Annotated in this window: 23 protein-coding genes; 8 read left to right on the top strand and 15 right to left on the bottom strand. The window is 61.4% G+C overall.

Annotation, left to right across the window (positions count from 1 at the left end; all coding sequences use genetic code 11):
- The first annotated feature begins 229 nt into the window (after positions 1-229).
- Entirely contained in the window at positions 230-478 is a 249-nt protein-coding gene (locus tag ACI3KW_RS18530) for a hypothetical protein (RefSeq protein ID WP_404849316.1), read from the top strand.
- Between the two features lie 176 nt (positions 479-654).
- Positions 655-792, top strand: coding sequence for a hypothetical protein (locus ACI3KW_RS18525; protein WP_404849315.1), 138 nt, complete (start codon positions 655-657; stop codon positions 790-792).
- 40 nt (positions 793-832) lie between these two features.
- Here ACI3KW_RS18525 and ACI3KW_RS18520 read toward each other — a convergent pair whose 3' ends face one another.
- Entirely contained in the window at positions 833-1,024 is a 192-nt protein-coding gene (locus ACI3KW_RS18520; RefSeq protein ID WP_404849314.1) for a hypothetical protein, read from the bottom strand.
- A gap of 104 nt (positions 1,025-1,128) precedes the next feature.
- On the opposite strand from ACI3KW_RS18520, the gene ACI3KW_RS18515 reads away from it, so the two are divergent.
- The 3 genes from ACI3KW_RS18515 to ACI3KW_RS18505 all read left to right on the top strand — a co-directional run bounded on the left by ACI3KW_RS18515 (position 1,129) and on the right by ACI3KW_RS18505 (position 4,097).
- On the top strand, positions 1,129-2,691 hold the full coding sequence (locus tag ACI3KW_RS18515; protein WP_404849313.1) for an anti-phage dCTP deaminase: 1,563 nt from the start codon (positions 1,129-1,131) through the stop codon (positions 2,689-2,691).
- Positions 2,692-2,757: 66 nt separating this feature from the next.
- Positions 2,758-3,246: a hypothetical protein gene (locus ACI3KW_RS18510; protein WP_404849312.1), complete on the top strand. Its 489-nt coding sequence runs from the start codon at positions 2,758-2,760 to the stop codon at positions 3,244-3,246.
- A gap of 386 nt (positions 3,247-3,632) precedes the next feature.
- Positions 3,633-4,097, top strand: a complete 465-nt coding sequence (locus ACI3KW_RS18505) for a glutathione peroxidase (RefSeq protein WP_404849311.1) — start codon at positions 3,633-3,635, stop codon at positions 4,095-4,097.
- On the opposite strand, the gene ACI3KW_RS18500 is transcribed toward ACI3KW_RS18505, so the two are convergent.
- The 12 genes from ACI3KW_RS18500 to ACI3KW_RS18445 all read right to left on the bottom strand — a co-directional run bounded on the left by ACI3KW_RS18500 (position 4,094) and on the right by ACI3KW_RS18445 (position 16,605).
- Positions 4,094-6,346 (bottom strand): ATP-binding cassette domain-containing protein, encoded by a 2,253-nt coding sequence (locus tag ACI3KW_RS18500; RefSeq protein WP_404849310.1) that lies wholly within the window; start codon positions 6,344-6,346, stop codon positions 4,094-4,096. The two genes, ACI3KW_RS18505 and ACI3KW_RS18500, sit on opposite strands and share 4 nt — an antisense overlap.
- 96 nt (positions 6,347-6,442) lie before the next feature.
- Complete coding sequence (locus tag ACI3KW_RS18495) at positions 6,443-6,865, bottom strand: iron chaperone (protein WP_404849309.1); 423 nt, start codon at positions 6,863-6,865, stop codon at positions 6,443-6,445.
- A gap of 24 nt (positions 6,866-6,889) precedes the next feature.
- Positions 6,890-7,309, bottom strand: coding sequence for an SRPBCC domain-containing protein (locus ACI3KW_RS18490; RefSeq protein ID WP_404849308.1), 420 nt, complete (start codon positions 7,307-7,309; stop codon positions 6,890-6,892).
- Positions 7,306-7,638: an ArsR/SmtB family transcription factor gene (locus ACI3KW_RS18485; protein WP_404849307.1), complete on the bottom strand. Its 333-nt coding sequence runs from the start codon at positions 7,636-7,638 to the stop codon at positions 7,306-7,308. Before ACI3KW_RS18485 ends, ACI3KW_RS18490 begins: the two co-directional genes overlap by 4 nt.
- 404 nt (positions 7,639-8,042) lie before the next feature.
- A complete protein-coding gene (locus ACI3KW_RS18480; RefSeq protein WP_404849306.1) occupies positions 8,043-9,101 on the bottom strand; it encodes an ABC transporter ATP-binding protein in 1,059 nt (352 codons plus the stop codon).
- An 11-nt stretch (positions 9,102-9,112) separates the two neighbouring features.
- The gene (locus tag ACI3KW_RS18475) at positions 9,113-10,198 is read right to left on the bottom strand and encodes a Gfo/Idh/MocA family protein (protein WP_404849305.1); all 1,086 of its coding nucleotides are present in this window, start codon (positions 10,196-10,198) and stop codon (positions 9,113-9,115) included.
- Positions 10,195-11,214, bottom strand: coding sequence for a Gfo/Idh/MocA family protein (locus tag ACI3KW_RS18470; protein WP_404849304.1), 1,020 nt, complete (start codon positions 11,212-11,214; stop codon positions 10,195-10,197). Before ACI3KW_RS18470 ends, ACI3KW_RS18475 begins: the two co-directional genes overlap by 4 nt.
- A gap of 4 nt (positions 11,215-11,218) precedes the next feature.
- Positions 11,219-12,064 carry a carbohydrate ABC transporter permease gene (locus ACI3KW_RS18465; protein ID WP_152558318.1) on the bottom strand — a complete coding sequence of 282 codons (846 nt, stop codon included), beginning with the start codon at positions 12,062-12,064 and terminating at the stop codon, positions 11,219-11,221.
- A gap of 34 nt (positions 12,065-12,098) precedes the next feature.
- The gene (locus ACI3KW_RS18460) at positions 12,099-13,040 is read right to left on the bottom strand and encodes a carbohydrate ABC transporter permease (protein WP_113123568.1); all 942 of its coding nucleotides are present in this window, start codon (positions 13,038-13,040) and stop codon (positions 12,099-12,101) included.
- 2 nt (positions 13,041-13,042) lie between these two features.
- On the bottom strand, positions 13,043-14,332 hold the full coding sequence (locus ACI3KW_RS18455; RefSeq protein WP_404849303.1) for an ABC transporter substrate-binding protein: 1,290 nt from the start codon (positions 14,330-14,332) through the stop codon (positions 13,043-13,045).
- A 63-nt stretch (positions 14,333-14,395) separates the two neighbouring features.
- The gene (locus tag ACI3KW_RS18450; RefSeq protein WP_404849302.1) at positions 14,396-15,688 is read right to left on the bottom strand and encodes an ABC transporter substrate-binding protein; all 1,293 of its coding nucleotides are present in this window, start codon (positions 15,686-15,688) and stop codon (positions 14,396-14,398) included.
- 254 nt (positions 15,689-15,942) lie between these two features.
- Entirely contained in the window at positions 15,943-16,605 is a 663-nt protein-coding gene (locus ACI3KW_RS18445) for a TetR/AcrR family transcriptional regulator (RefSeq protein ID WP_162740454.1), read from the bottom strand.
- Positions 16,606-16,817: 212 nt separating this feature from the next.
- Between ACI3KW_RS18445 and ACI3KW_RS18440 the strand changes: the two genes are divergently transcribed.
- From ACI3KW_RS18440 to ACI3KW_RS18430, 3 genes are all read left to right on the top strand, one after another.
- Positions 16,818-17,969, top strand: coding sequence for a Gfo/Idh/MocA family protein (locus ACI3KW_RS18440; RefSeq protein ID WP_404849301.1), 1,152 nt, complete (start codon positions 16,818-16,820; stop codon positions 17,967-17,969).
- 156 nt (positions 17,970-18,125) lie between these two features.
- Positions 18,126-19,295, top strand: a complete 1,170-nt coding sequence (locus tag ACI3KW_RS18435; protein ID WP_404849300.1) for a dihydrodipicolinate synthase family protein — start codon at positions 18,126-18,128, stop codon at positions 19,293-19,295.
- Entirely contained in the window at positions 19,295-20,119 is an 825-nt protein-coding gene (locus tag ACI3KW_RS18430; protein WP_404849299.1) for a sugar phosphate isomerase/epimerase family protein, read from the top strand. The genes ACI3KW_RS18435 and ACI3KW_RS18430 overlap by 1 nt, the downstream gene beginning before the upstream one ends.
- Here ACI3KW_RS18430 and ACI3KW_RS18425 read toward each other — a convergent pair.
- Complete coding sequence (locus ACI3KW_RS18425; RefSeq protein ID WP_404849298.1) at positions 20,116-20,538, bottom strand: hypothetical protein; 423 nt, start codon at positions 20,536-20,538, stop codon at positions 20,116-20,118. The two genes, ACI3KW_RS18430 and ACI3KW_RS18425, sit on opposite strands and share 4 nt — an antisense overlap.
- A gap of 111 nt (positions 20,539-20,649) precedes the next feature.
- The gene (locus ACI3KW_RS18420; protein ID WP_404849297.1) at positions 20,650-21,843 is read right to left on the bottom strand and encodes a class I SAM-dependent RNA methyltransferase; all 1,194 of its coding nucleotides are present in this window, start codon (positions 21,841-21,843) and stop codon (positions 20,650-20,652) included.
- Positions 21,844-21,863: the final 20 nt, after the last annotated feature.

Raw genomic sequence — 21,863 nt, 5'->3', positions numbered from 1 at the left:
ATATGCCATAAGTACGCCGTCGGGCGATTTTGTGCCCAGAAAATTCAGAGGAGCCACCCATGATCACTTTGTCGGACGCTAGTCGCCCTCCGGGCTGAAATTCAGCCATGAGTTAGTAAGAGGGGGTCACGCAACAGCGTCAACGTTTAGAGAAGGTGTCTGTGATCGAGTATGTTTGTAATGAAAGCCAAATTTGTATTCGATCACTGTACGCTGTGAGGATATCAATATGGCCAAGCAATCGAATCTTTCAGAGGGAGAGAATGCGCGTTTTAGGATGACTTTGGATTTGTCGCAAAGACTGAACGAAGAAGTTGAGAGACTTGCTGCGGAGCGACAAATAAGCAAGGCAGACATACTAAGATTTGCGGTGGAATTCTTGTCTGCTGCAGAGCGCGCGAAGCGACAAGGAATGCATGTAGGGGCTTGGATCGACGAAGCGGGCAACCGCAAGGAACGGGAGTTCGTCGGTTTCTAGTTCAATAGAATAAGGGAGCCGGGCGGCAACCCAACTCCCTTAGCCGTAGCTCGTGTTCAGCCAGCTCGGCCGAAGCAGTCGGTACTAGACGGTAAGACCCTATTATAGGGTGGATTGCTTCGTCAAATCACGGAAGTGCTGAATATTTGGCCTACGGGCCGTCAAAGGAGGCCTTCATGGCTACCAATGAACGTACTGGCAGCAAGGTCGGAACTATCGCCTCAAAGGCGCTTCGTGACCCCAAAAGTGTGACGCCAGCGCAAATCAAGAAGATTGCTGCGTCGGCATTGACGCAACGTCCTAACAAAAAGTGAATCCAGTTGGCGCGGTCTCCGCGCCAACTTTGGAGTTTGCTTAAGCTCGTTTTCTGCCGGTGGTTTCTACAGATCCTGTAGGATTGCCATAGTGAACATAACCACCAGACCGAGATGCCTCAAAAGTACTGCGTTTGTTTGGGTCCGCGACGTACGTTAAACTAAGACGCTTGGCCATTCTCTTAGCAGCCTGCTCAATCAGCTCGACCTCGGATAGGGATTTCTCATCCATGAATCGCTCTCCAGTCGCCAAAGACGAATCACCTTAAGCCGAAAAAGGTTCTCATAGAGCTACTTTTTGCGGTCTAGATCGAAAAACTAGGGCTTGGAAGTGTAATGAATTTGGTGCGCAGTGAGTTCCCCGAGCTTGTGTTTGGCATCGCCGCTCCCATCGGTGTCCACATAGACGCGATTTGCGAGAGCCTAACGAACGAACTCCGGATCGTTCGATATGACTCGCATACGATCAAAATAACCGATTTGTTGGACGACTTTCCTTCCGGAGTTGAAAAGCCCCAGCAGCAGGATTTCGGCTCTGTCATCTCTTACAAGATCGACCATGCGAATGCGTTATGCGAGCAGTTCGCCGAACCATCGGTTCTGGCGCGCATAGCCGTCAGGGAGGTTCGTCAGCTTAGGCTCTCCCACACCCAGGACTCTGAGGTTATTCCAACCAGTGTGGCGTACATCATTCGACAGCTCAAACGTCCACAGGAGGTGCAGCTACTCCGACAGATTTACGGGAAACAATTTATTCTTATCTCGGCCTACGGGGCCGACATAGATAGACGAGACATTATAAGCGAGCGTCTTAAGCGAACGCTGCCTACAAGCACAACCTCCAGTGAAATCGCTTCTCTTACTGAAGAACTGATAGACAGAGATGCGGAAGAGGGCGCTGACACAGGGCAGCATCTAAGAGACACATTTCACCTCGGGGATGTGTTCATAGATGGCATCAATAAGAAGGAGATGGACGATAAGCTCCATCGCTTCATCCAAGCTTTTTTTGGGAGAACCGATACCGCTCCGAGCAAAGACGAATATGGAATGTACGCAGCGAAATCTGCGTCATTGCGATCTTCAGACCTGTCGCGGCAGGTAGGCGCCGCCATCTTTTCTGACGATGGAGAAGTGATTACGCAGGGTTGTAACGAGGTTCCTAAGGCCTTCGGAGGCACATACTGGGATGGAGAAGAGCCAGACTTTCGCGACGTTGTCTTGGGGCATGACCCGAACGACGCTATGAAGAAGGAGGTCCTTCGGGAGGTATTGGAGCGCTTAGAAAAGGGCGGCTTGTTGTCTGAAACTGCCAAGCAGCACGGCACCCCCGCCCTCCTATTAGAGGCACTCTGCAAAAAGCCGACAACTGAGGACGTGCAGCGGAATGATGGCACTGGGGCGCTCGTAGGCTCAGCGCTGCTCGACCTAACAGAGTTCGGCCGCATTGTTCACGCAGAGATGTGTGCTGTTTGTGACGCGGCTAGATTGGGAAAAAGCGTCAAAGGTGCGACGCTCTATTGCACTACCTTTCCATGCCATAACTGCACAAAGCATCTACTTGCGGCGGGAATAAAAAAGGTCGTCTACATCGAGCCGTATCCAAAAAGTAAAGCTCTAGATTTGCATGCCAATGAAGTGGCAGTCGAGAAGGAGGTGGCGGGCAAGGTTTCGTTTGTTCCGTTCCTTGGCATATCACCCTACCGATATCGAGATATCTTCCAAAAAGCGCGGCGGAAAAACAAATCAGGAGTGGCTCGGCGGTGGGTCGACGATGCGGACGTTCCCAAGCCGATGTTGGATGCAGCATATCCTTCATACTTGGAAGTTGAGCTTGCCGCCCTGTCCACCTTCACCGGGACGATCGTGGCCTCATCCATAATATCTGAGCAAAAATAATCCCCCCCCCACCGCCCCGCCTTACCCTCTCCTGTCCGGCATCCCGCCGCATCAGGAGACTTCACCTTGCCCCAGCCCAAAAAACCGCCCCGTGTTACCCATGCCCTGGCTGCGCGTCATGAAGCGCTTTGGTTGCGGCTGACGGCGCTGCATGCCCAGATTGCCGCCGTGGCGGCGCGGCGGCCGCAGGCGCCGGTATCGGCGCAGACCATCAGCGTGGCCGAGGCGCTGTTGTGCGATGCACAGGTTTTTCTCGCCCAGGGCGACGGCCTGCCCATGGCGGCGCCCGATCATGGGGGCTTGCTGACCCAGCTTGGCCAGGCGCTGGCCGGGCTCGATGCCTGGGAGGCCACCAATGCCGAGTGGCGCGGGGAGCTCAATGCCTTTGTCTGGAAAGTGGTCGGCGATCCGGTTTTGCCGGTGCAGCGGCTGCGGCCCAAACTGGTCGCGCCCGCGGCGCCGCATGCCGATCCCGCTTATGCCGCCTACAAGGCCAGAATGGCCGATCTGCGCGACAAGCTCGCCCTGCGCATCGACCAGTTCCGCAATCGCTAGGGCAAAACTTATCCCGCTTATGCCCGGCCCCGCAATCGCGCCTAGAATGCTGCCCAGCTTTCGGAATACGGGCGGCGCTGCAGCGACCGGTGTCCGAGGGCCAGCCGGGGAAGGGCGGGTCGCGCCGCCTTTCGGGTCGAGCGGGGGTGACTTTCGGGCGGGGCGCTACGGCAAGCCGCTGGGGTCGCGATCGCGCCGTCCGATAAAGTCCCGGCGCCCCGAGGCGGCTTTCGTCTCACTATTAAAATTACCAGAGGCGACACCGCCTCGGGGCCCGCTCGTTTACAATCTCCCCGGAGGCCCCGCGCCGTCCGGCGCCTTGGCGCGCCTTCTCGTGCCGCGCGCGAGCCGCTATGCTGGCAGCCGACTCGTTCCCGGATATTTCGATGACCCAGCTCGCCGATTTCACCCTTCCTTTGCTCGATGGCACGCCCCAGCCGCTTGCCGCCTATGCCGGCCAGCCCGTACTGATCGTCAATACCGCCAGCAAATGCGGGCTGACCCCGCAATATGAGGGGCTGGAGGCGCTCTATCGGCGCTACCGGGATCAGGGCCTGGTCGTGCTGGGCTTTCCCTGCAACCAGTTCATGGGGCAGGAGCCGGGCACGGCCGAAGAGATCGCCGAATTCTGCTCGGTGACCTATGACGTGAGCTTCCCGCTGTTCGCTAAGCTCGAGGTCAATGGATCAGGCGAAAACCCGCTCTACACCTGGCTCAAGCAAGAGCACCCCGGCGATATCGAGTGGAACTTTGCCAAATTCCTCATCGGCCGTGACGGCCAGGTCGCCGCGCGCTTCGCCCCCGCCGTGCTGCCCGCCGACCTCGTGCCGGAGGTGGAACAGCACCTCTAGCGCGCCGCCAGGTGCTGGCCGGTCAGGGAGTGACCGGCCTTGACCAGGTCGGAGGGCACGCCCTCGAATTGCACCCGGCCGCCATCTTGGCCGGCGCCGGGGCCCAGGTCGATCACCCAATCGGCGCGGGAGATGACATCCAGATTGTGCTCGATGACGATCACCGTCGAGCCGGCATCGACCAGCCGGTCGAAGAGGCCGATCAGGGTATCGACATCGTTCATGTGCAGGCCCGTCGTGGGTTCGTCGAGCACATAGATATTGCCCTTTTTGCCCAGCTCCGCCGCCAGCTTAAGCCGCTGGCGTTCCCCGCCCGACAGGGTCGACAGCGGCTGGCCCAGCGTGAGATAGCCCAGCCCCACATCGTCGAGGCCCCCCAGGATCTTGGCGATGGCCGGCTCGGTGAAGAACGCCACCGCATCGCTGACGCTCATCTCATAGACTTCGGCAATGGATTTGCCGCGCAGATGATGGGCCAGCACTTCAGGCAGGAAGCGCTTGCCCTCGCAGGTCTCGCAGGTGGTGACCATCGGGTCCAGATGCGCCAGATCGGTATAGATCACGCCCAGCCCATTGCAGTCCGGGCAAGCGCCCTTGGAATTGGCCGAGAACAGCGCGGCCTCCACCGCATTGGCCTTGGCGAAGGCTTTGCGCACGGCATCGAGAATGCCGGTATAGGTCGCCGTATTGGAGCGGCGCGAGCCACGGGCCAGGTTCTGGTCGATAATGATGGTATCGGGATAGGCCAGCGGCAGGCAGCCCTGGATCAGCGATGACTTGCCGGAGCCGGCAACACCGGACACGGCGGTCAGCACACCACGAGGGATGGTCACCGAGACATCCCTGAGATTGTTCAGCCGGGCATGGGCGATGGTGAGCTCGCCGCTGGGCTTGCGCACCGTGTCCTTGATGGGCTGGTGTTTCTTGATGTGATTGCCAGTGAGCGTGCCCGAGGTCAGCAGGCCGGCAAAATCACCCTCGTAGACGATTTCCCCACCGTTGCTGCCGGCGAAGGGGCCCATATCCACCACATGATCGGCGATCGCGATCATGTCGGGTTTGTGCTCGACAATGAGCACGGTATTGCCCTTGTCGCGCAGCTGTTGCATCAGTCCGGCCAAGCGCCCGACATCGTGCGGATGCAGGCCCACCGAGGGCTCGTCGAACACATAGGTGATGTCGGTCAGCGAGGAGCCGAGATGGCGCACCATCTTGACGCGCTGGCTTTCCCCGCCCGACAGCGTCGAGCTTTCGCGATCCAGGCTGAGATAGCCCAGCCCGATGGTGACCAGATTTTCCAGCCGTAGCACCAGCGCCTGCAGCATGGGCCCGACCTGCGGCGCCTCCATGCTGCGCACCAGCTTGGCGAGCTCACTCACCTGCATGGCCGAAAGCTCGGCAATATTGTGCCCCATGACCGTGCTGGCCAAGGCCTGTGCATTGAGCCGGGCGCCGTGGCAGGCGGGGCAGGTCTGGCGGGTGAAAATCTTCTCGTATTCAAGCCGCACATGGGGCTGCAGGCTTTCGGGGTCCTTGGCGCCCAGCCCCTTCTTGAGCTTGGCCACCACGCCTTCATAGGTCAGCCCGATCTTGCCGACCTTGATCTTGCGGCCATCATCGAGATGGAGCAGGTTTTCGCGCTCCTCCGGGCTGAATTGGGCGATTGGCTTTTCCATGTCGAACAGGCCGGAATTCTTATAGATTTCCCACCACCAGCTATCGACGGCAAAATCCTTGGGCAGCAGCGCGCCTTCATTGAGCGATCTGCTCTCGTCGATCACCGCCGCCATATCCATGGCCGCCACCTGCCCGATCCCCTCGCATTCCGCACACATGCCGCGCGGATCATTGTATGAATAGAGCGAGGGCGGCCCGAGCCGGGGTTCGCCCAGCCGGGAGAACAGCACACGCAGCATCTGCGCCGCGTCGGTCACGGTGGCGACAGTGGAGCGGGAATTGCCGCCCAGCCGCTGCTGGTCGACAATGATGGCGGCCGAGATATTTTCCAGCTGATCGGCATCGGGCTGGCCATAGCGCGGCATGAATTGCTGCACGAAACTGGGATAGGTCTCGTTGATCAGCCGCTGGCTTTCCGCCGCAATGGTGCCGAAGACCAGCGAGGATTTGCCCGAGCCCGACACGCCGGTAAACACCGTGATCTGGCGCTTGGGAATGTCGAGCGAGACGGTTTTGAGATTATTCTCGCGGGCACCGCGGATGATGATCGAACCGTAGTCGGCAGGGGTCACGGGTTATCCTCTTGATGGGTGACGCGAGCTTGCCGCATCCTGCTGACATGACGCGTCAGCAGGCCCAATTTCGACATGGGCCCCGACGTTTTTTGGTCAGCCGACGGCCTTTTTGATTAGCGCGGCAAGCGTGTCCTCATCGGCCGGGGTTAGCTTGGTGATGGCGAATGCGGTCGGCCACATCGTGCCGTCGTCGAGCTTGGCGGCCTCGTTGAAGCCGAAGCTGGCATAGCGCGTGTCGAATTTGTCGGCGGCGGTAAAAAAGCACACGATCTTGCCCGCAGCATTGGCCCAGGCCGGCATGCCATACCAGGTCTTGGGCAACAGCTCGGGGGCGTTCTGCTTGACCAGGGCATGCAGGCGCTCGGCGATGGCGCGGTCGCTGTCACTCATCTCGGCGACCTTGGCCAGAAGGTCCGCCTCGCCATCGGCTTTCTTGCCCTTCTTGCGCTCGACCTTGGCGTCCTGCATCGCCTCGAGTTCGGCCTCCGAAAAGACCTTCTTTTTACTAGTGGCCATATGCGTTCTCCTTGGGTTTTGGGGTCAATCGAGCCGCGTCAGCAACACGTCGAGCCGGGCCGCGAATTGCTTCCAGGCCGCCTGCGCGCCCTTGAAAGCCAGGTCCTGATCCGGCCGGAAACCGGTTTGTTCCATACGCAGCCGCGTGCCGGAAGCAGTGGGCTCCAGCGTGAAGGTCACGACGCTTTCCAGCCCGAACGCGTCCCAGCTATAGGACAGGGTCTTGTGCGGCTCGATCGTCCGCACCTGGCAATCGATCACCACGCTGACATCGGGCCGGGGCTGGTTGCGCAGGGTGAACTTCCGGCCTTCGACCGGCTCAAAATCGGTCTGCATCAGCCATTCCTCCAGCAGATGGGGCTGGGTCAGCGCGCGCCAGATTTTCTCCGGCGGCGCGGTGAATTCGCGTTCCAGCACGACGGTACGAATGGGGGGCGTGGTCATTGGTCCATCCTGTCGAGCAGGTTTTCGAGCGCATCGAACCGGCCGTCCCAAAAGCTGGCCATTTCGCTGCTCCAGTCGACCAAGGGCGCCAATGCTCCCGGCAGGGCCCGGTAATGGGTCTGCCGACCTTCATGGCGATCACGCACCAGCCCGGCCTGTTTCAGCACCCCCAAATGCCGCGACACCACCGGCTGCGACACCCCCGCCTTGGCGGTCAGCGCCCCCACCGTAATCTCGCCTTCCCGGCACAGCCGCTCAAACAGCGCCCGCCGCGTCGGATCGGCAAGCGTTCTGAAGATCACATCCGGCGCCGGTGCTAACTGGGACAAATCCATACCTCGTGGGCTATGGGTTTTTGTATAGCTGGAGAGGTATGAATGAGTCAAGGGTGGGACTACGGAGGCAATCGGTCCCGAGGAGAACTCATGGTGAGCCCCACGAACCACGCGGTGGGGTGAGTGGAGGCAAGGTGCCACGACCTCGTCCTTCGACAAGCTCAGGATGGGGTCTGTTGGGGCACTTGGGTTGCGACGGAGAGCCCCAATCTGTTCCCTCCCCCTTGAGGGGGCTAGGGTGGGGGTGTCGAGCTCTCCACGAATTCTGAGCTGGCGGATAGTCCGACACCCCCACCCTCAATCCCTCCCCTCAAGGGGGAGGGAGGCGGATCGTGGCTTGTCCAGCTCCGTGCAAGCGCCCCGCCCCTCAAAGGAGAGGGCGACTAAGTCGTGGCTTCTTACCCCAGGATCACATTGCCTTGCGCGTCGAACAGGTGAATGCGCGAGGGATCGGCATGCACCGTCACCGTCGAACCCAGCTCGACCTGGCGCTGGCCTTCGAGCACGATGGTCATGGATTGCTTGTCGGCCGTGGTGGCGTAGACCACGGTCTGGCCGCCCAGGCTTTCCACCAGGTCCACCTTGACCTCGGCCAGCTTGATGCCTGAGCCTTCGGTGAGGGTGATGTGTTCGGGGCGGATGCCCAGCGTCGTTGCGCCGGCGATATTGCGCGGCAGGGCCACGCTATTGCCGGCGGTGTTGAGGCCACTGCCTTCGGCCTTGGCCGCCAAAAAGTTCATCTTGGGCGAGCCGATAAAGCCGGCGACGAACAGGTTGCGCGGATTGTTATAAAGCTCGAGCGGGGCGCCGGCCTGTTCGATGACGCCACTGCGCAGCACCACGATCTTGTCGGCCATGGTCATGGCCTCGACCTGATCGTGGGTCACATAGATCATGGTGTTTCCCAGATCATTGTGCAGCTTGGCGATCTCGACACGCATCTGCACGCGCAGTTCGGCATCGAGATTGGACAGCGGCTCGTCGAACAGGAAGATCTTGGGCTCGCGCACAATGGCGCGGCCGATGGCGACGCGCTGGCGCTGGCCACCGGACAGCTGCTTGGGCTTGCGCTGCAGCAACGGCACGATCTGCAGGATTTCGGCAGCGCGCTGCACGCGTTCCTTGATCTCGGCCTTGGGGGTCTTGGCGGTTTCGAGACCAAAAGCCAGGTTCTGGTAGACATTCATATGCGGGTAAAGCGCATAGGACTGGAATACCATGGCAATGCCGCGCCGGGCGGCGGGCACTTCATTCATGCGCTGGCCGTCGATCAAGAGGTCGCCCCCGGTGATCGGCTCAAGGCCGGCGATCATGCGCAGCAGGGTGGATTTACCGCAGCCGGAGGGACCGACGAACACGGTGAAATCACCCGGATTGATGGTGAGGTCGATCCCGTGGATCACCTCGATATCGCCATAGGCTTTGACGAGTTTGCGCAGCTCGATATTTGTCGACATGGCTTGTCTCCTCAGGCAGCGCGGAACTGGGGCGGAACCCAGCTCTGGTAACGCGGATGGTCGGACGCGATGGGCAGGGCCACATCTTCGTGGGTGGTCGAGGAATGGTAGAAGGCAGTGACGAGCTCGAGTGCCCGGCGCGAATCCGCCGAGGTCACCGGCATCGGCGCCTCACCCAAGAGAGCCGCATGGAAGCGGGCCATCTGCGTCTCGAACCGCGAGGGCACATGCTTCCAGTCCTTGAGCAGGGCTTCGATCTTGGCCGCCGTCTCGGGATTGCGCGGCTGGATGCGCCACGGCTTGGCGCCGGGATTATAGGCTTCGTAATCGCTTTCGAAGGTGACATTCTCGAAGGTGAGGAAGAGGCGGGTGATTTCCTCGGCCGCGCCCAGCGTGGCGGTAAAGCTGCCCAGCGCGCCGTTTTCCAGCTCCAGGCTGGCGGTGACGCAATCTTCCACTTCAATGGCGTTGACGCGGGTGGCGACCCGGCCGAACAGGCGCTTCACGTCGCCCATGAGATAGGTGAACAGGTCATGCTGGTGGATGGCGTGGGTCATCAGCACGCCGCCCAGTTCGGTGGCCCATTTGCCGCGCCAGGGCACGGCATAATAATCGGGGCCGCGGCGCCACATGGTTTCCACCGTGCCGACAAAGGGCTTGCCGGCAATGCCGGCATCGATAATGGCCTTGGCCTGCTCGATGCCATCGCCGAAGCGATATTGGAACACCGGCATCAGCTTGCCCTTGGAAATCTTTTCCTGGGCAATGACTTCGTCGACCTGGGCCAGCGAGCCGACCAGCGGCTTTTCGCAGATCACGTGCTTGCCGGCCTTCAGCGCCGCCATGACCATGGGATAGTGCAGGCCGGGCGGGGTGCAGATATCGATGATGTCGATATCGTCCATGGCCAGGATGTCGTCGAAATTGGTGATGCGACGCTCGACGTTGAATTCATCGGCGATGGGCGTCATGCGCTCGACATTGAGGTCGCAGAGCGCCAGCACTTTGTATTTATCGGCATTGGGCACATAGCCCTCGACCAGGTGGCTGCGGCCAATGCCGACGCCGACGATGGCGACGTTGAAAACCCGGCTCATTGTGCCCACTCCGTGCCGCGTTCGGCCAATTGCTGGGCGGTCAGCGCCAGTTTCATGGCGTTGAAGCACCGCTCCTGCGGCATGGCGGTTTGTGTGCGGTTGCGCACGTCATCGAGGAATTGCCGGCCGAAGGGGAGGTCGGTGGTCGAGCAATCGATATGGCGGGGGCCATCCTTGTTGACGATGAACAGGTGATCGGTGCCGGGGCGGCCGGCAATGTCGATATATTTGCGCAGCTCGATATAGCCTTCGGTGCCCAGAATGGTCAGGCGCCCGTCGCCCCAGGTGGGCAGGCCCTCGGGGGTGAACCAGTCGACGCGGATATAGCCCGACGTACCATCGGCCTTGAGGTGGACATCGCCCACATCCTGCAGGCCCGGCTTGTCGGGATGGCCGCGATTGGCGACGCTGGCGGAAACCACTTCTGCATCCATGGCGTCCGAGAAGAACAGGAATTGCTCGAACTGGTGGCTGGCAATGTCGGTGAGGATGCCGCCATAGCGATTGCGGGTGAAGAACCATTCGGGGCGATTGTTGAGCCGCAGTGAATGGGGGCCCAGGCCCACCGTATTGATCACCTTGCCGATGGCGCCCTGGGCAACGAGGTTCCCCGCTTCGACGGTGGCCTTGACCTCGAAATGCTCGGAATAGAGCACGCCATAGATACGGCCGGTTTCCTTTTGCACCTGCTTGATTTCTTCGAGCTGGGCAAAGGTGGTCATGCCGGGCTTGTCGGAGAGCACATCCTTGCCGTGGCGCATGGCGGCCAGGGAAATGGCGGCGCGGTCGGCGGGAATGGCGGCCGTGGTGATCACGGCAATCGAAGCGTCTTCAAGGATTTCCTTGGGATCGGCAACGCGCTTTGCCTCGGGGAATTTTTCCGAGAAGGTCGCGGCCAGATCGTCTTCCACCGCATGGAAGGCCACGAATTGGCCCCCCGCGCGCTTGAGGCATTCCACCTGGCCGTAGATATGGGCGTGATTGATGCCGATGGCGGCAAATTTGATGTCAGTCATGAGCCTAGCGTTTCATACCGGTGGTGGCGATGCCTTCGATGAGCAGTCGCTGGAAGAAGAGGAAGAACAGGAAGATCGGCACAAGGGAGAGCGCCGACATGGCGAACAGGCCCCCGTAATCGCTTTCCCCGGTCGAGTCAGTGAAGGTGCGCAGGCCCAGCATGACCGTATATTGGCGCATTTCGCCCAGATAGATCAGCGGACCGAAGAAATCGTCCCAGGTCCAGATGAAGGTGAAGATGGCGGCGGTCGCCAGCACCGGCATGGAGAGCGGGATGATGATGCGCCAATAGATGCGCCAGGGCGAGCAGCCGTCCATTTGCGCCGCCTCATCCAGTTCCTTGGGCAGGCCGCGGAAGAACTGCACCATGAGGAAGATGAAGAAGCCGTCGGCGGCAAGGAATTTGGGCACGACCAGCGGCAGGAAGGTGTTGACCCAGCCAAGCTGGCGGAACAGCACATATTGGGGGATGAGCGTCACCTGATAGGGCAGCATCAGGGTCATCAGCATCATGGCGAACCAGAAGTTCTTGTACTTGAAGTTCAGCCGCGCGAAGGCGAATGCCGCCATGGAACAGGCCAGCACATTGCCGATGACCGACAGGCCCGAAATGATGAAGCTGTTGAGATAGAAGGTGCCAAAGCCGGTGCGCAAGCCATTCCAGCCACGGAAATAGGCATCCAGACTCCAGCTTGAGGGCCAGATGCTGGCCGAGGTGAAAATCTCGTTTTCCGGCCGGAACGAGGCGGCCAGCAGCCAGAGCAGCGGATAGAGCATCAGGATGGATGCGCCAATCAGCAGCACATGCACGATGATCGAGGTGGTGCGGCGGCGCAGCGGCGAGGGCATGCCCTCGGTCACCACGGTCAATTTGGCGGGGGCATTAATCGTCATAGTGCACCCAGTATTTGGAGGTGAGGAAGGAGAACGCCGTGAACAGCCCGACCAGCGCCAGCAGCACCCAGGCGAGCGCCGAGGCATAGCCCATGCGGAAGAAGCCGAAGGCCTCCTGGTAGAGGTAGAGCGTATAGAACAGCGTCGAATTGATCGGATTGCCGGTGCCGCCCGAAATGATGAAGGCGGGGGTGAAGCTCTTGAACGCCTCGATGGTCTGGATGATGGCGTTGAAGAACACGACCGGGGTCAAAAGCGGCAGGGTGATCTTGACGAATTGCCGCCATTTGCTGGCGCCATCGAGGCTCGCCGCTTCATACATGTCCTGCGGAATCTGGCGCAGGCCGGCGAGGAAAATGATCATCGGCGAGCCGAACTGCCAGATGGATAGGATAATCAGCGTCCACAGCGAATAATTGGGATTGGAAATCCAGCTGGGGCCGATAATGCCGAACATGGCGAGGAGCTTGTTGACCAGGCCGTCCCCGGCAAAGATCTGCCGCCACAGAATGGCGATGGCCACTGAAGCGCCGAGCAGGCTCGGTAAATAGAACAGCGCCCGATACATGGGCAGGCCCTTGATGCCGCGATTGAGCAGCATGGCCACGGCCAGCGCGAAGGCCAGTTTGAGCGGCACCGAGAAGACCACGAAGAACAGCGTCACCCGCATCGAGGCCGAGAATTTGGGATCGGCGGTGAACATGCGGATGTAATTGTTGGCGCCCACCCATTGGGGCGCCTGCAACAGGTCGAAATTGGTGAAGCTGAGATAGAATGAGGTGATCATCGGCCCGATGGTGAGGCCGAAAAAGCCGATGAACCAGGGCAGCAGGAACAGGTAGCCGGGCGCATCATTCTGCCAGATGCGCGACCAGACCGAGGGGCGCTGTGCCTGCCCGGCCGGTGTAGCGATTGCTGTGTGAACCGCCATGATCAGGCTGCCCGCGCAAGGGTGGCGACGACTTCGTCGAAAAAGGCGGGGCCGGCGTCTTCAGGCGATTGCATGCCGAAACCCACTTCCTGGCTCTTGGTCTTGAGCGCCACTTCGATTTCGCCGGCGGCGGCCGGCGGGGTCGGCGGCACGGGGCCGGCAATGGCGCCCAATTGGTCGATATAGCGTACCGCCTGCTGGCTGCGTTCGTCCAGCGATGGCGCCAGAGCCGCCCGCATGGCGGAGGACGCCGGCACGCCGCGCTCGACGCCGAGCAGGGCTGCGGCTTCGGGCGAATTGACGAAGAAATTGATGAATTCCACCGCCTGTTCGGGCGCGGCCGAGCCGGCCGAAATGGCGAAATATTGCGAGGAATTGCGATAATGCCCGCCGGTCGAGCCGGTCTTGGTCGCCGGATAGATGGCGATCCCCAAAGGATCGGGCACCAGCGTCTGATAGGCGACGAGCTGGTTGGAGGTGGTGAAATTCATCGCCGCCTTGCCGCGCACCAATGGCGAGGTTTCGAGCTTGCCCACATCGATGGCCTGCTCGTCGGGGCTGACAATGGCGCGCGCCTCGCGCAGTTCGGCCCAAAGCTTGAACCAGGCGGTCACGTCTTCGGCGGCAAAGGCCGGCTGGCCTTCGGCGGTATAAAGCGCCTTGCCCTGCTGGCGCAGCCAGTTCTCGAACAATAGCTCGATGCCGCTGCCATCGGGCGCCAGGGCCACAGCGCCGCCGGTGCTTTCGGCAAAGGCCGCGCCCTTGGTCTTGAGGTCGTCATAGGTCCAGCCCATGGGATCGATCTCGATCCCCGCGTCGGCCAGCGCCTTGGCATTATAAACCGCAGCGCCCGCAGCAACGCCCAGGCTAATGCCGATCAGCTTGCCGTCAATGGTGCCGTTATGTAGCTGGTCTTCGTCGATCGAAGCGATATCGAGCCCGGCGCCGACATATTGATCGAGCGGAGCCAGGGTGCCGCGACGGGCATATTCCCCGATATAGCGGTAATCCATCTGCATGATGTCGGGGGCATTTCCGCCCGCGGTCTGGGTGGCGAGCTTGGGCCAATAGTCGGCCCAGCCGAGGAATTCGCCCTCGATGGCAAGGCCAGGATGCTCACCAGTATAAAGATCGGTCACCCCATAGGTGCGGTCGGCACGGGCCTGGCTGCCCCAGAACACCAGCCGGAGCCGGGTATCCTGGGCAAAGGCGGGCAGTCCGCCCAGACCGCTTGCCGCCACAAGGGCCGAACCGGCCAAAAGAAATTGCCGTCTGTTGGCGACCGATACCATGCTGAAACTCCATAGGCTTATAAAAATGCCGCGCGCCAAACTGGCGCGCGGCGAAACCGGTTATCAGGACCGGCTGAGGATAGCGTTGGCGCCGCTGATCAGTTCAGGGCCAGCCTGCTCGGGCGTCTTGGCGCCAAAGCCGACTTCCTGGCCCAGGGTGCGGATCAGCGAAGCATCGATTTCACCAGCCGAGGCCGGCGGGGGTGGCGGCAGCGGGCCAAGCAGGTCGCCCAGATTGGCCACGAAGTTCAGGGCCAGCTGGTTCTGCTCGTCCAGCGTCGGCGCCACGACATCACGGGTTGCCGCGATGCAGGGAATGCCGCGCTCGACGCCCAGCAGCTTGGCAGCTTCGGGGTCATTGACGAAATAGCTGAGGAAGGCGGAAGCCGCTTCCTTGTTGGCCGAGCTGCCGGAAACCGAGAAGAACATGGATGGCTTGCGGTAGTGACCGCCGCCGACGCCAGCCGCGATGCGCGGATAGCCGTTCATCCCCAGCTTGTCTTTCATGATGGCCTGGAAGCCGACCAGCTGGTTGGAGTTGGACGGCATGATGGCCGCCTTGCCCAGCACCAGCATGGTGGTTTCCACTGCGCCCGTATCGATGGCCTGGTCTTCTGCCGAAACGCAGACGCCGGCATCGCGCAGCTTGTTCCACAGCGTATACCATTCAATGGCGTCGGCTTCCTCGAAGCCGAGCTTGCCATCGGCAGTATAGAGCGCCTTGCCGCGCTGGCGCAGCCAGTTATCGAGCATGGGCTCGGAATAGGAACCGTCGGCAATCACTTTCATGCCGCCACGGATATTGGCCGACTTGAAGGCCTCGCCCATGGTCATCAGGTCATCATAGGTCCAGGCATTGGTGGGCACTTCCACGCCGGCTTCTTCGAAGGCCACGGTATTGACCAGAGCGGCCACCGAATTGGCGCCCAGCGAAATGCCGTAGAGCATGCCATCGACCTTGCCGCCTTCGAGCTGGTCTTCGTCAAAGCCATCCAGCTTGAGCGCGCCGCCGACAAATTCGTCGAGCGGGGCGATGGCGTTGCGCTTGGCATATTCGACGATGTAGCGATAATCCATCTGGATGATATCGGGGGCATTGCCGCCCGCGGTCTGGGTGGCCAGCTTGGGCCAGTAATCGTTCCAGGCCAGGAATTCGCCTTCAATCGTGGTGCCGGGATTGGCCGCCTCATAAAGGTCGGTCACCCCATAGGTGCGATCGGCGCGGGCCTGGCCGCCCCAGAAGGTCAGGCGCAGATTGGCCGCCTGGGCCCAGGCCGGCATTACGCCGACGGCGCCAGCTGCGACCAGTGCGGAGCTGCCGAGCAGAAACTGCCGTCTATCGAATCGAAGTGTCATGTTTTTTCCTCCCATGATGCAGATATCGCCCGGCCTGCGGGCGAAACGTCGCTAGCGACCTCCCCGTCGCTAAATAACCAACTAGTTACAACACTGTGTCAGTCTCGGTCCGAAGTCAAGTCACACCGCGCCGTTCTTGTATGGAAGAATAAAGCGGATGAAAGGTCAAGGAAATAGCGCATTTGCGCAATGTTTCGTGAGCCGGGTGCCACCGCTACGGCAAATAATTTGCGGGAATTTGCGGCCGTTCCGGGTCAGCTGGGTTGGGTGCGCAGATAGTCGAGCACCATCTGCACGGCCTGCGCTTCGCGCTCCTGCAGCATGGCCACGCCGCCCAGGTCCCGCGCAAAGATCACCGACAGCGTCGCCATGTTGGAGACGTAGAAAAAACCCAGCGCTGCGATGGAGATATAGAGCTGCACCGCATCCACATCGCGGCGGAAAATCCCTGCCTCGGCGCCGCGCTGCAAGATAGTAGTGATCTGCCCGACCAGCGGGGAATGCAGCGCCTGAATATCCGGCAAGGTCTTGAGAAACCTGGCATTCTCGATATTTTCCGTGCCCAACAGGCGTGGAAACCAGGGATTGGCGAGGAAATGGCGGAAGGTGAAACGCACCAGCCGGTCCATAGCGTCGACCGGCCCGAATTGATCCAGGCTCAACGCCCGTTCGCCGCGCCGGATCTCCTGATAGGCATCGAGCAGCACCGCCCGGTAGAGATCTTCCTTGTTGCCGAAATAATGGTAGAGCAGCCGCTTGTTGGCCCCTGCCCGCTCGGCAATGGCATCGACCCGCGCCCCCTCGAAGCCGCGTTCGGCAAATTCGGCCCGCCCAGCGACCAGGATATCGGCCTTGGTCTTGCTCGAATTGCGCGCCCGCTTGGCTGGCGGCGCCGGCTGTGTCAGCCGCTGATCCATGGAGCCTCGCTGTGTGAACGGACCGGTTACCCCGGCTGGCCTTGCCCTCATCAGATAGCAGCGCCAGCGCCTGGGGTAAAGGCCGTGCCCAGCGGCCCATACGGCGGATACAGCTTCGCAATCGCATAATGCCATCTTGACGGCATGCCAGCGCCCCGTGTACCTAAGTAACTAAACAGTTACACAGAATGCCTGATTGGGAGGATTTTCGGATGGCGGAACAACGGCTTGGGCTGATCATGCATGGCGTGACCGGCCGCATGGGGTACAACCAGCACCTGGTGCGCTCGATCCTGGCCATTCGCGACCAGGGCGGCATTGCGCTCTCCAATGGCGACCGGCTGATCGTCGACCCGATCATTGTCGGCCGCGACGCCGACAAGATCGAGCGGCTGGCCAAGAAGCACAATATTGCCCGTTGGAGCAGCGATCTCGACGCAGCTCTCGCCAACCCCGATGACACAGTGTTCTTCGACGCCGGCACCACGCTGATGCGCGCCAGCCTGATCGAAAAGGCCTTGGCCGCCGGCAAGCATGTCTATTGCGAAAAGCCGACCAGCGATTCCCTCGACATCGCCGTCAACCTCGCCAAGACCGCTCGCGCCTCCGGCCTCAAGCATGGCGTGGTGCAGGACAAGCTGTTTTTGCCTGGGCTGATGAAGCTCAAGATGCTGCGCGACTCCGGGTTCTTCGGCGACATCCTCTCGGTGCGCGGCGAGTTTGGCTATTGGGTGTTCGAGGGCGATTGGCAGCCCGCCCAGCGCCCGAGCTGGAATTACCGCAAGGCCGATGGCGGCGGCATCATCCTCGATATGCTGTGCCACTGGCGCTATGTGCTCGATAATCTGTTCGGTGAGGTCAAGGCGGTCTCGTGCCTGGGCGCCACGCACATTCCCGAGCGCGTCGACGAGAAGGGCAACCGCTACAAGGCCGATACCGACGACGCGGCCTATGCCACATTCGAGCTGGAAGGCGGGGTGATCGCCCAGATCAATTCGAGCTGGACCACCCGCGTCCGCCGCGATGATCTCGTCACCTTCCATGTCGATGGCACGCATGGCTCGGCCGTGGCGGGCCTTCACAAATGCTGGAGCCAGCATCGCGTCAACACGCCCAAGCCGGTATGGAACCCCGACCAGCCCCAGACCATGAACTTCTTCAACGATTGGGAAGAAGTGCCGGACAATTGGCCGGCCCAGAACGGCTTCAAGGCGCAGTGGGAAATGTTCCTCCGCCATGTCGCCGAAGACGCGCCATGGGACTATGGCCTCGAAGCCGGCGCCAAGGGCGTGCAGCTGGCCGAACTGGGCCTCAAAAGCTGGGCCGAACGCCGCTGGCTCGACGTGCCGAAGCTGGAATTCTAAGAGGGGCCAAAGGCCCCCTCACCCGGCCCCAAGGGGCCGACCTCTCCCCCAAAGGGAGAGGTGTCGCAAGACCAGTCCATGTGCCCTCTTCACCTCTCCCTTTGGGGGAGAGGTCGGCGCGCAGCGCCGGGTGAGGGGGCCTTCAAGAGGCGCACCATGACCAGCATCAACCTGCCCAATCCAGACCGTTCCATCACGCCCTACACGCTCACCGGGGAGCCCATCCCCTTCGTCAAGCACAAGGCCAGTGACTTCAACCGCATCGCCTACGCCGCTGCCCATGTGGTGGCCGATCCGCTGGCGAACAACGATCCTTGGCTTACGCCAGCCATCGATTGGGACACGACCCTCAAATTCCGCCATCGCCTCTGGGATCTCGGTCTCGGCGTCGCCGAAGCCATGGACACCGCCCAGCGCGGCATGGGCCTGACCTGGACGGACGCGCAGGAATTGATCCGCCGCGCCCAGGCCGAAGCCCGCACTCGCGACGACGCACTCATCGCCTATGGCGCGGGCACCGACCATCTCGCGCCCGGCCCCGATGTCACGATCGACCAGATCATCGCCGCCTATGAAGAACAGGTCGGCTTTGTCGAAGCCGAAGGCGGCCGCGTCCTCCTGATGGCGAGCCGCGCGCTGGCCGCCGCCGCCAAGTCACCCGACGACTACGCCAAGGTCTATAGCCGCATCCTGAGCCAGGTGAAGCAGCCGGTGATCATGCATTGGCTGGGCGAAATGTTCGATCCGGCCTTGGCCGGCTATTGGGGCAATGTCGACCATGACGCCGCCATGGATGTCTGTCTCGACGTCATCGCCGCCAATGCCGACAAGGTGGACGGCATCAAGATTTCCCTGCTCTCGGCGGAAAAGGAAATCGCCATGCGCCGCCGCCTGCCCGCTTCGGTCAAGATGTATACCGGAGATGATTTCAACTATGCCGAACTGATCGCTGGCGATGATCAGGGTTATTCCCACGCCCTGCTCGGCATTTTCGACGCCATCGCCCCAGCCGCCTCGGCGGGGCTGGCTGCGCTGGGCCGTGGCAATAGCAACAAGTTCTTCGACCTGCTTGAACCCACCGTGCCGCTCAGCCGGCATATCTTTGCCGCCCCCACCCGGTTCTACAAAACCGGCGTGGTCTTCCTCGCCTATCTCAATGGCCTGCAGGACCACTTCCAGATGATCGGCGGGCAGCAATCGACCCGCTCGGTGCAGCATTTGAGCGAGCTGTTCCGGCTCGCTGACAAGGCGCGGGTTTTGAGTGACCCGGAATTGGCCGTAAAGCGCATGACTGCGGTGCTCAACGTTAACAGTGTGTTAGCATAATGACCCAGCGTGCTATCTCTTTGAACCTGGCCACCACCCGCCAGGTCTGGGGCTTCAAGGAAGCCGTGGACGGGTGCCTGAAAGCCGGAATCACGGCCATTTCCCCCTGGCGCGACCAGATCGCCGCCATTGGTCTGGACGAAGCCGCCCGCATCGTTCGCGACAACAAAATCCAGGTCACCGGCGTCTGCCGCGGCGGCATGTTCCCCGCTGAAACCGCCGCCGGACGGCAGGCCAATATCGACGACAATCTACGGGCCATCGACGAAGCGGCCGCGCTTAATGCCGATTGCCTCGTACTGGTTGTCGGTGGATTGCCCGGGAGTTCCAAGGACTTAGCAGGTGCCCGCCAGATGGTCAGCGACGGTATCGCCGCCATGCTGCCCCATGCCAAAGCCTCGGGCGTCAAGATCGCGATCGAGCCGCTGCACCCCATGTATGCCGCCGACCGCGCCTGCGTGAACACCATCGATCAGGCGCTCGATATCTGCGAAACGCTGGGCGAAACCGTCGGCGTCGCCATTGACGTCTACCATGTCTGGTGGGACCCAAGGCTGGCCCAGGCCATTGCCCGCGCCGGCCGCATGAACCGGATTTTCGCCCACCACATCTGCGATTGGCTGGTGCCCACCAAGGACATGCTGCTCGATCGCGGCATGATGGGCGACGGCGTCATCGACCTGCCAGGCATCCGCCAAATGATTGAAGATGCCGGGTTTTTTGGGCCGCAGGAAGTGGAAATCTTCTCCGCCGACAATTGGTGGAAACGCCCGGGCGACGAGGTCCTCGCCGTGATCAAGGACCGCGTCGCCACGGTCTGCTAGACCCGGTTATAGGCCAGCGTCTGGCACAAAATGCCAGCGCGGCAACCCTGGATTTCGATCGTATCGGGGCCGGTCTGGGTAATGGTGGCATCGGCGGTCAGCCCGCCGGCGCTCAGCGAACCCTTCCATTCATTGGGAGCGGTTTGCTGGGCCTGCATCACCTGCTTGCCCACAAAAGCCAGGTTTTCCTCGGTGGCCGATTCACCCTCGAGATTGGTCAGCACGCCACAAAGATCGGTGCCGGATTCCCCGCACAGGGTGAAGCTGAACGAGGTGCCGTATTCATCGACAAAATCCCCGCTGGGATCGGCCGCAAGGGCTGCCTCGCCTTCGGCCGCGGGCGCTGCATCCTGGGCGAAAGCGGGGATGGACGTGGCCAAGAGCAGGCCGGCGACAAGACCAGTTTTCAGAAATTGCATGGGTTTGCTCCATTCACAACAACGCCCGCCCCACGCAGTCGCTTGTTTGCTTGATGGGTTTCCCAACGCAGTCCGGTGGCAAGGGTTGCGCCCGCCGTGACAATGTGATGATCAGCGGCGGAAGGTCGCCGCGATTTCGATATGGGTGGATTGGGTGAACTGGTCCACCGCCACCAGATCGCTCATGGCATAGCCGGCCCCCACCAAGATCGCCGCATCGCGGGCGAAAGTTCTGCTATCGCAGGCGACCATCACCACGGTTCTCACCTTGGACTTGGCCAATTCGCGCACCTGCGCCTCGGCGCCGGCACGAGGCGGGTCGAGCACCACTGCCTCATAAGGCAATTCAAACCGGGTGAGCGGATCGCGGAACAGATCGCGCGGCTTGGCAGTGATTTCGCGCAGGCCCTTGGTGAAGCGGCGCGCCTTATCGAGCGCCAGAATGCTAGCCTTGTCGCTGTCGAAAGCCGAAACCGGCCGCTGCTCGGCCAGCCGCAGGGCAAAGGGGCCAATGCCGCAGAACAGATCAGCCACGCTCTTGGCCTTGCCGACGGCGTTGAGGACGTAGTCGGACAGGATGGTTTCGGCGGCTTCGGTGGCCTGCAAAAAGCTGCCAATGGGCAGCTCGACCTGAGCGCGGCCCATGGCAATGATGGGGGCCTGTGCTTGCAGGATCATTTCGCCATTGAGCGCCAGTCGCGCCAGCCGGAAGCGGCCGACCAGCGGCTGCAGCCGATCGGCGCGGGCCTGTTTTTTCTCGGTGCGGACGGCGACGTCGAGACCGGTGACGCTGGCGGTAAAGCTCACGTCGGCTTCGCCCACAGCGGCCATGACGGCACGGGCAATGTCCGGCGCGCGGGCCAGTTCAGGCATCAGAATCGGGCAGGCATCGAGGTCATGCACCTGATGGCTGCGCAGCCGCATATAGCCGGCGCCTTCCTTGCGGGCATGCAGCGTCGCGCGGCGGCGGCCATTGCCGGCGGCGTCGATAAAACGGGTGACCTGGTGGTCCAGTCCGGCAAAGCGCAGTGGCGTTTCGACTAGCCCGATCTTGAATGCCTCGTAACTCGCTCTGTCCATATGCTGCAGCTGGCAGCCGCCACAGGCGCCGAAATGCGGGCAGAATGGGGTGATGCGGTTGGCCGCCGGCTCGAGCACCGAGACCAGCGTGCCGCGATCGCCATCGGCGGTGATCTCCACCATTTCGCCGGGCAGGGTCAGCGGCACGAAGATCTTGAAACCGTCGATCTCGGTGACACCCTCGCCCTTATGGCCGAGGCTGGTAATGTGTGTGGTGATGGTCATGAACGTCCGGGGCTTGCTGA

The organism is Devosia sp. ZW T5_3 (genome assembly GCF_044987315.1).
Lineage (GTDB): Bacteria > Pseudomonadota > Alphaproteobacteria > Rhizobiales > Devosiaceae > Devosia.
The sequence above is the reverse complement of the archived record's forward strand: the minus strand, read 5'-3'. Positions and strand labels throughout refer to the sequence as shown.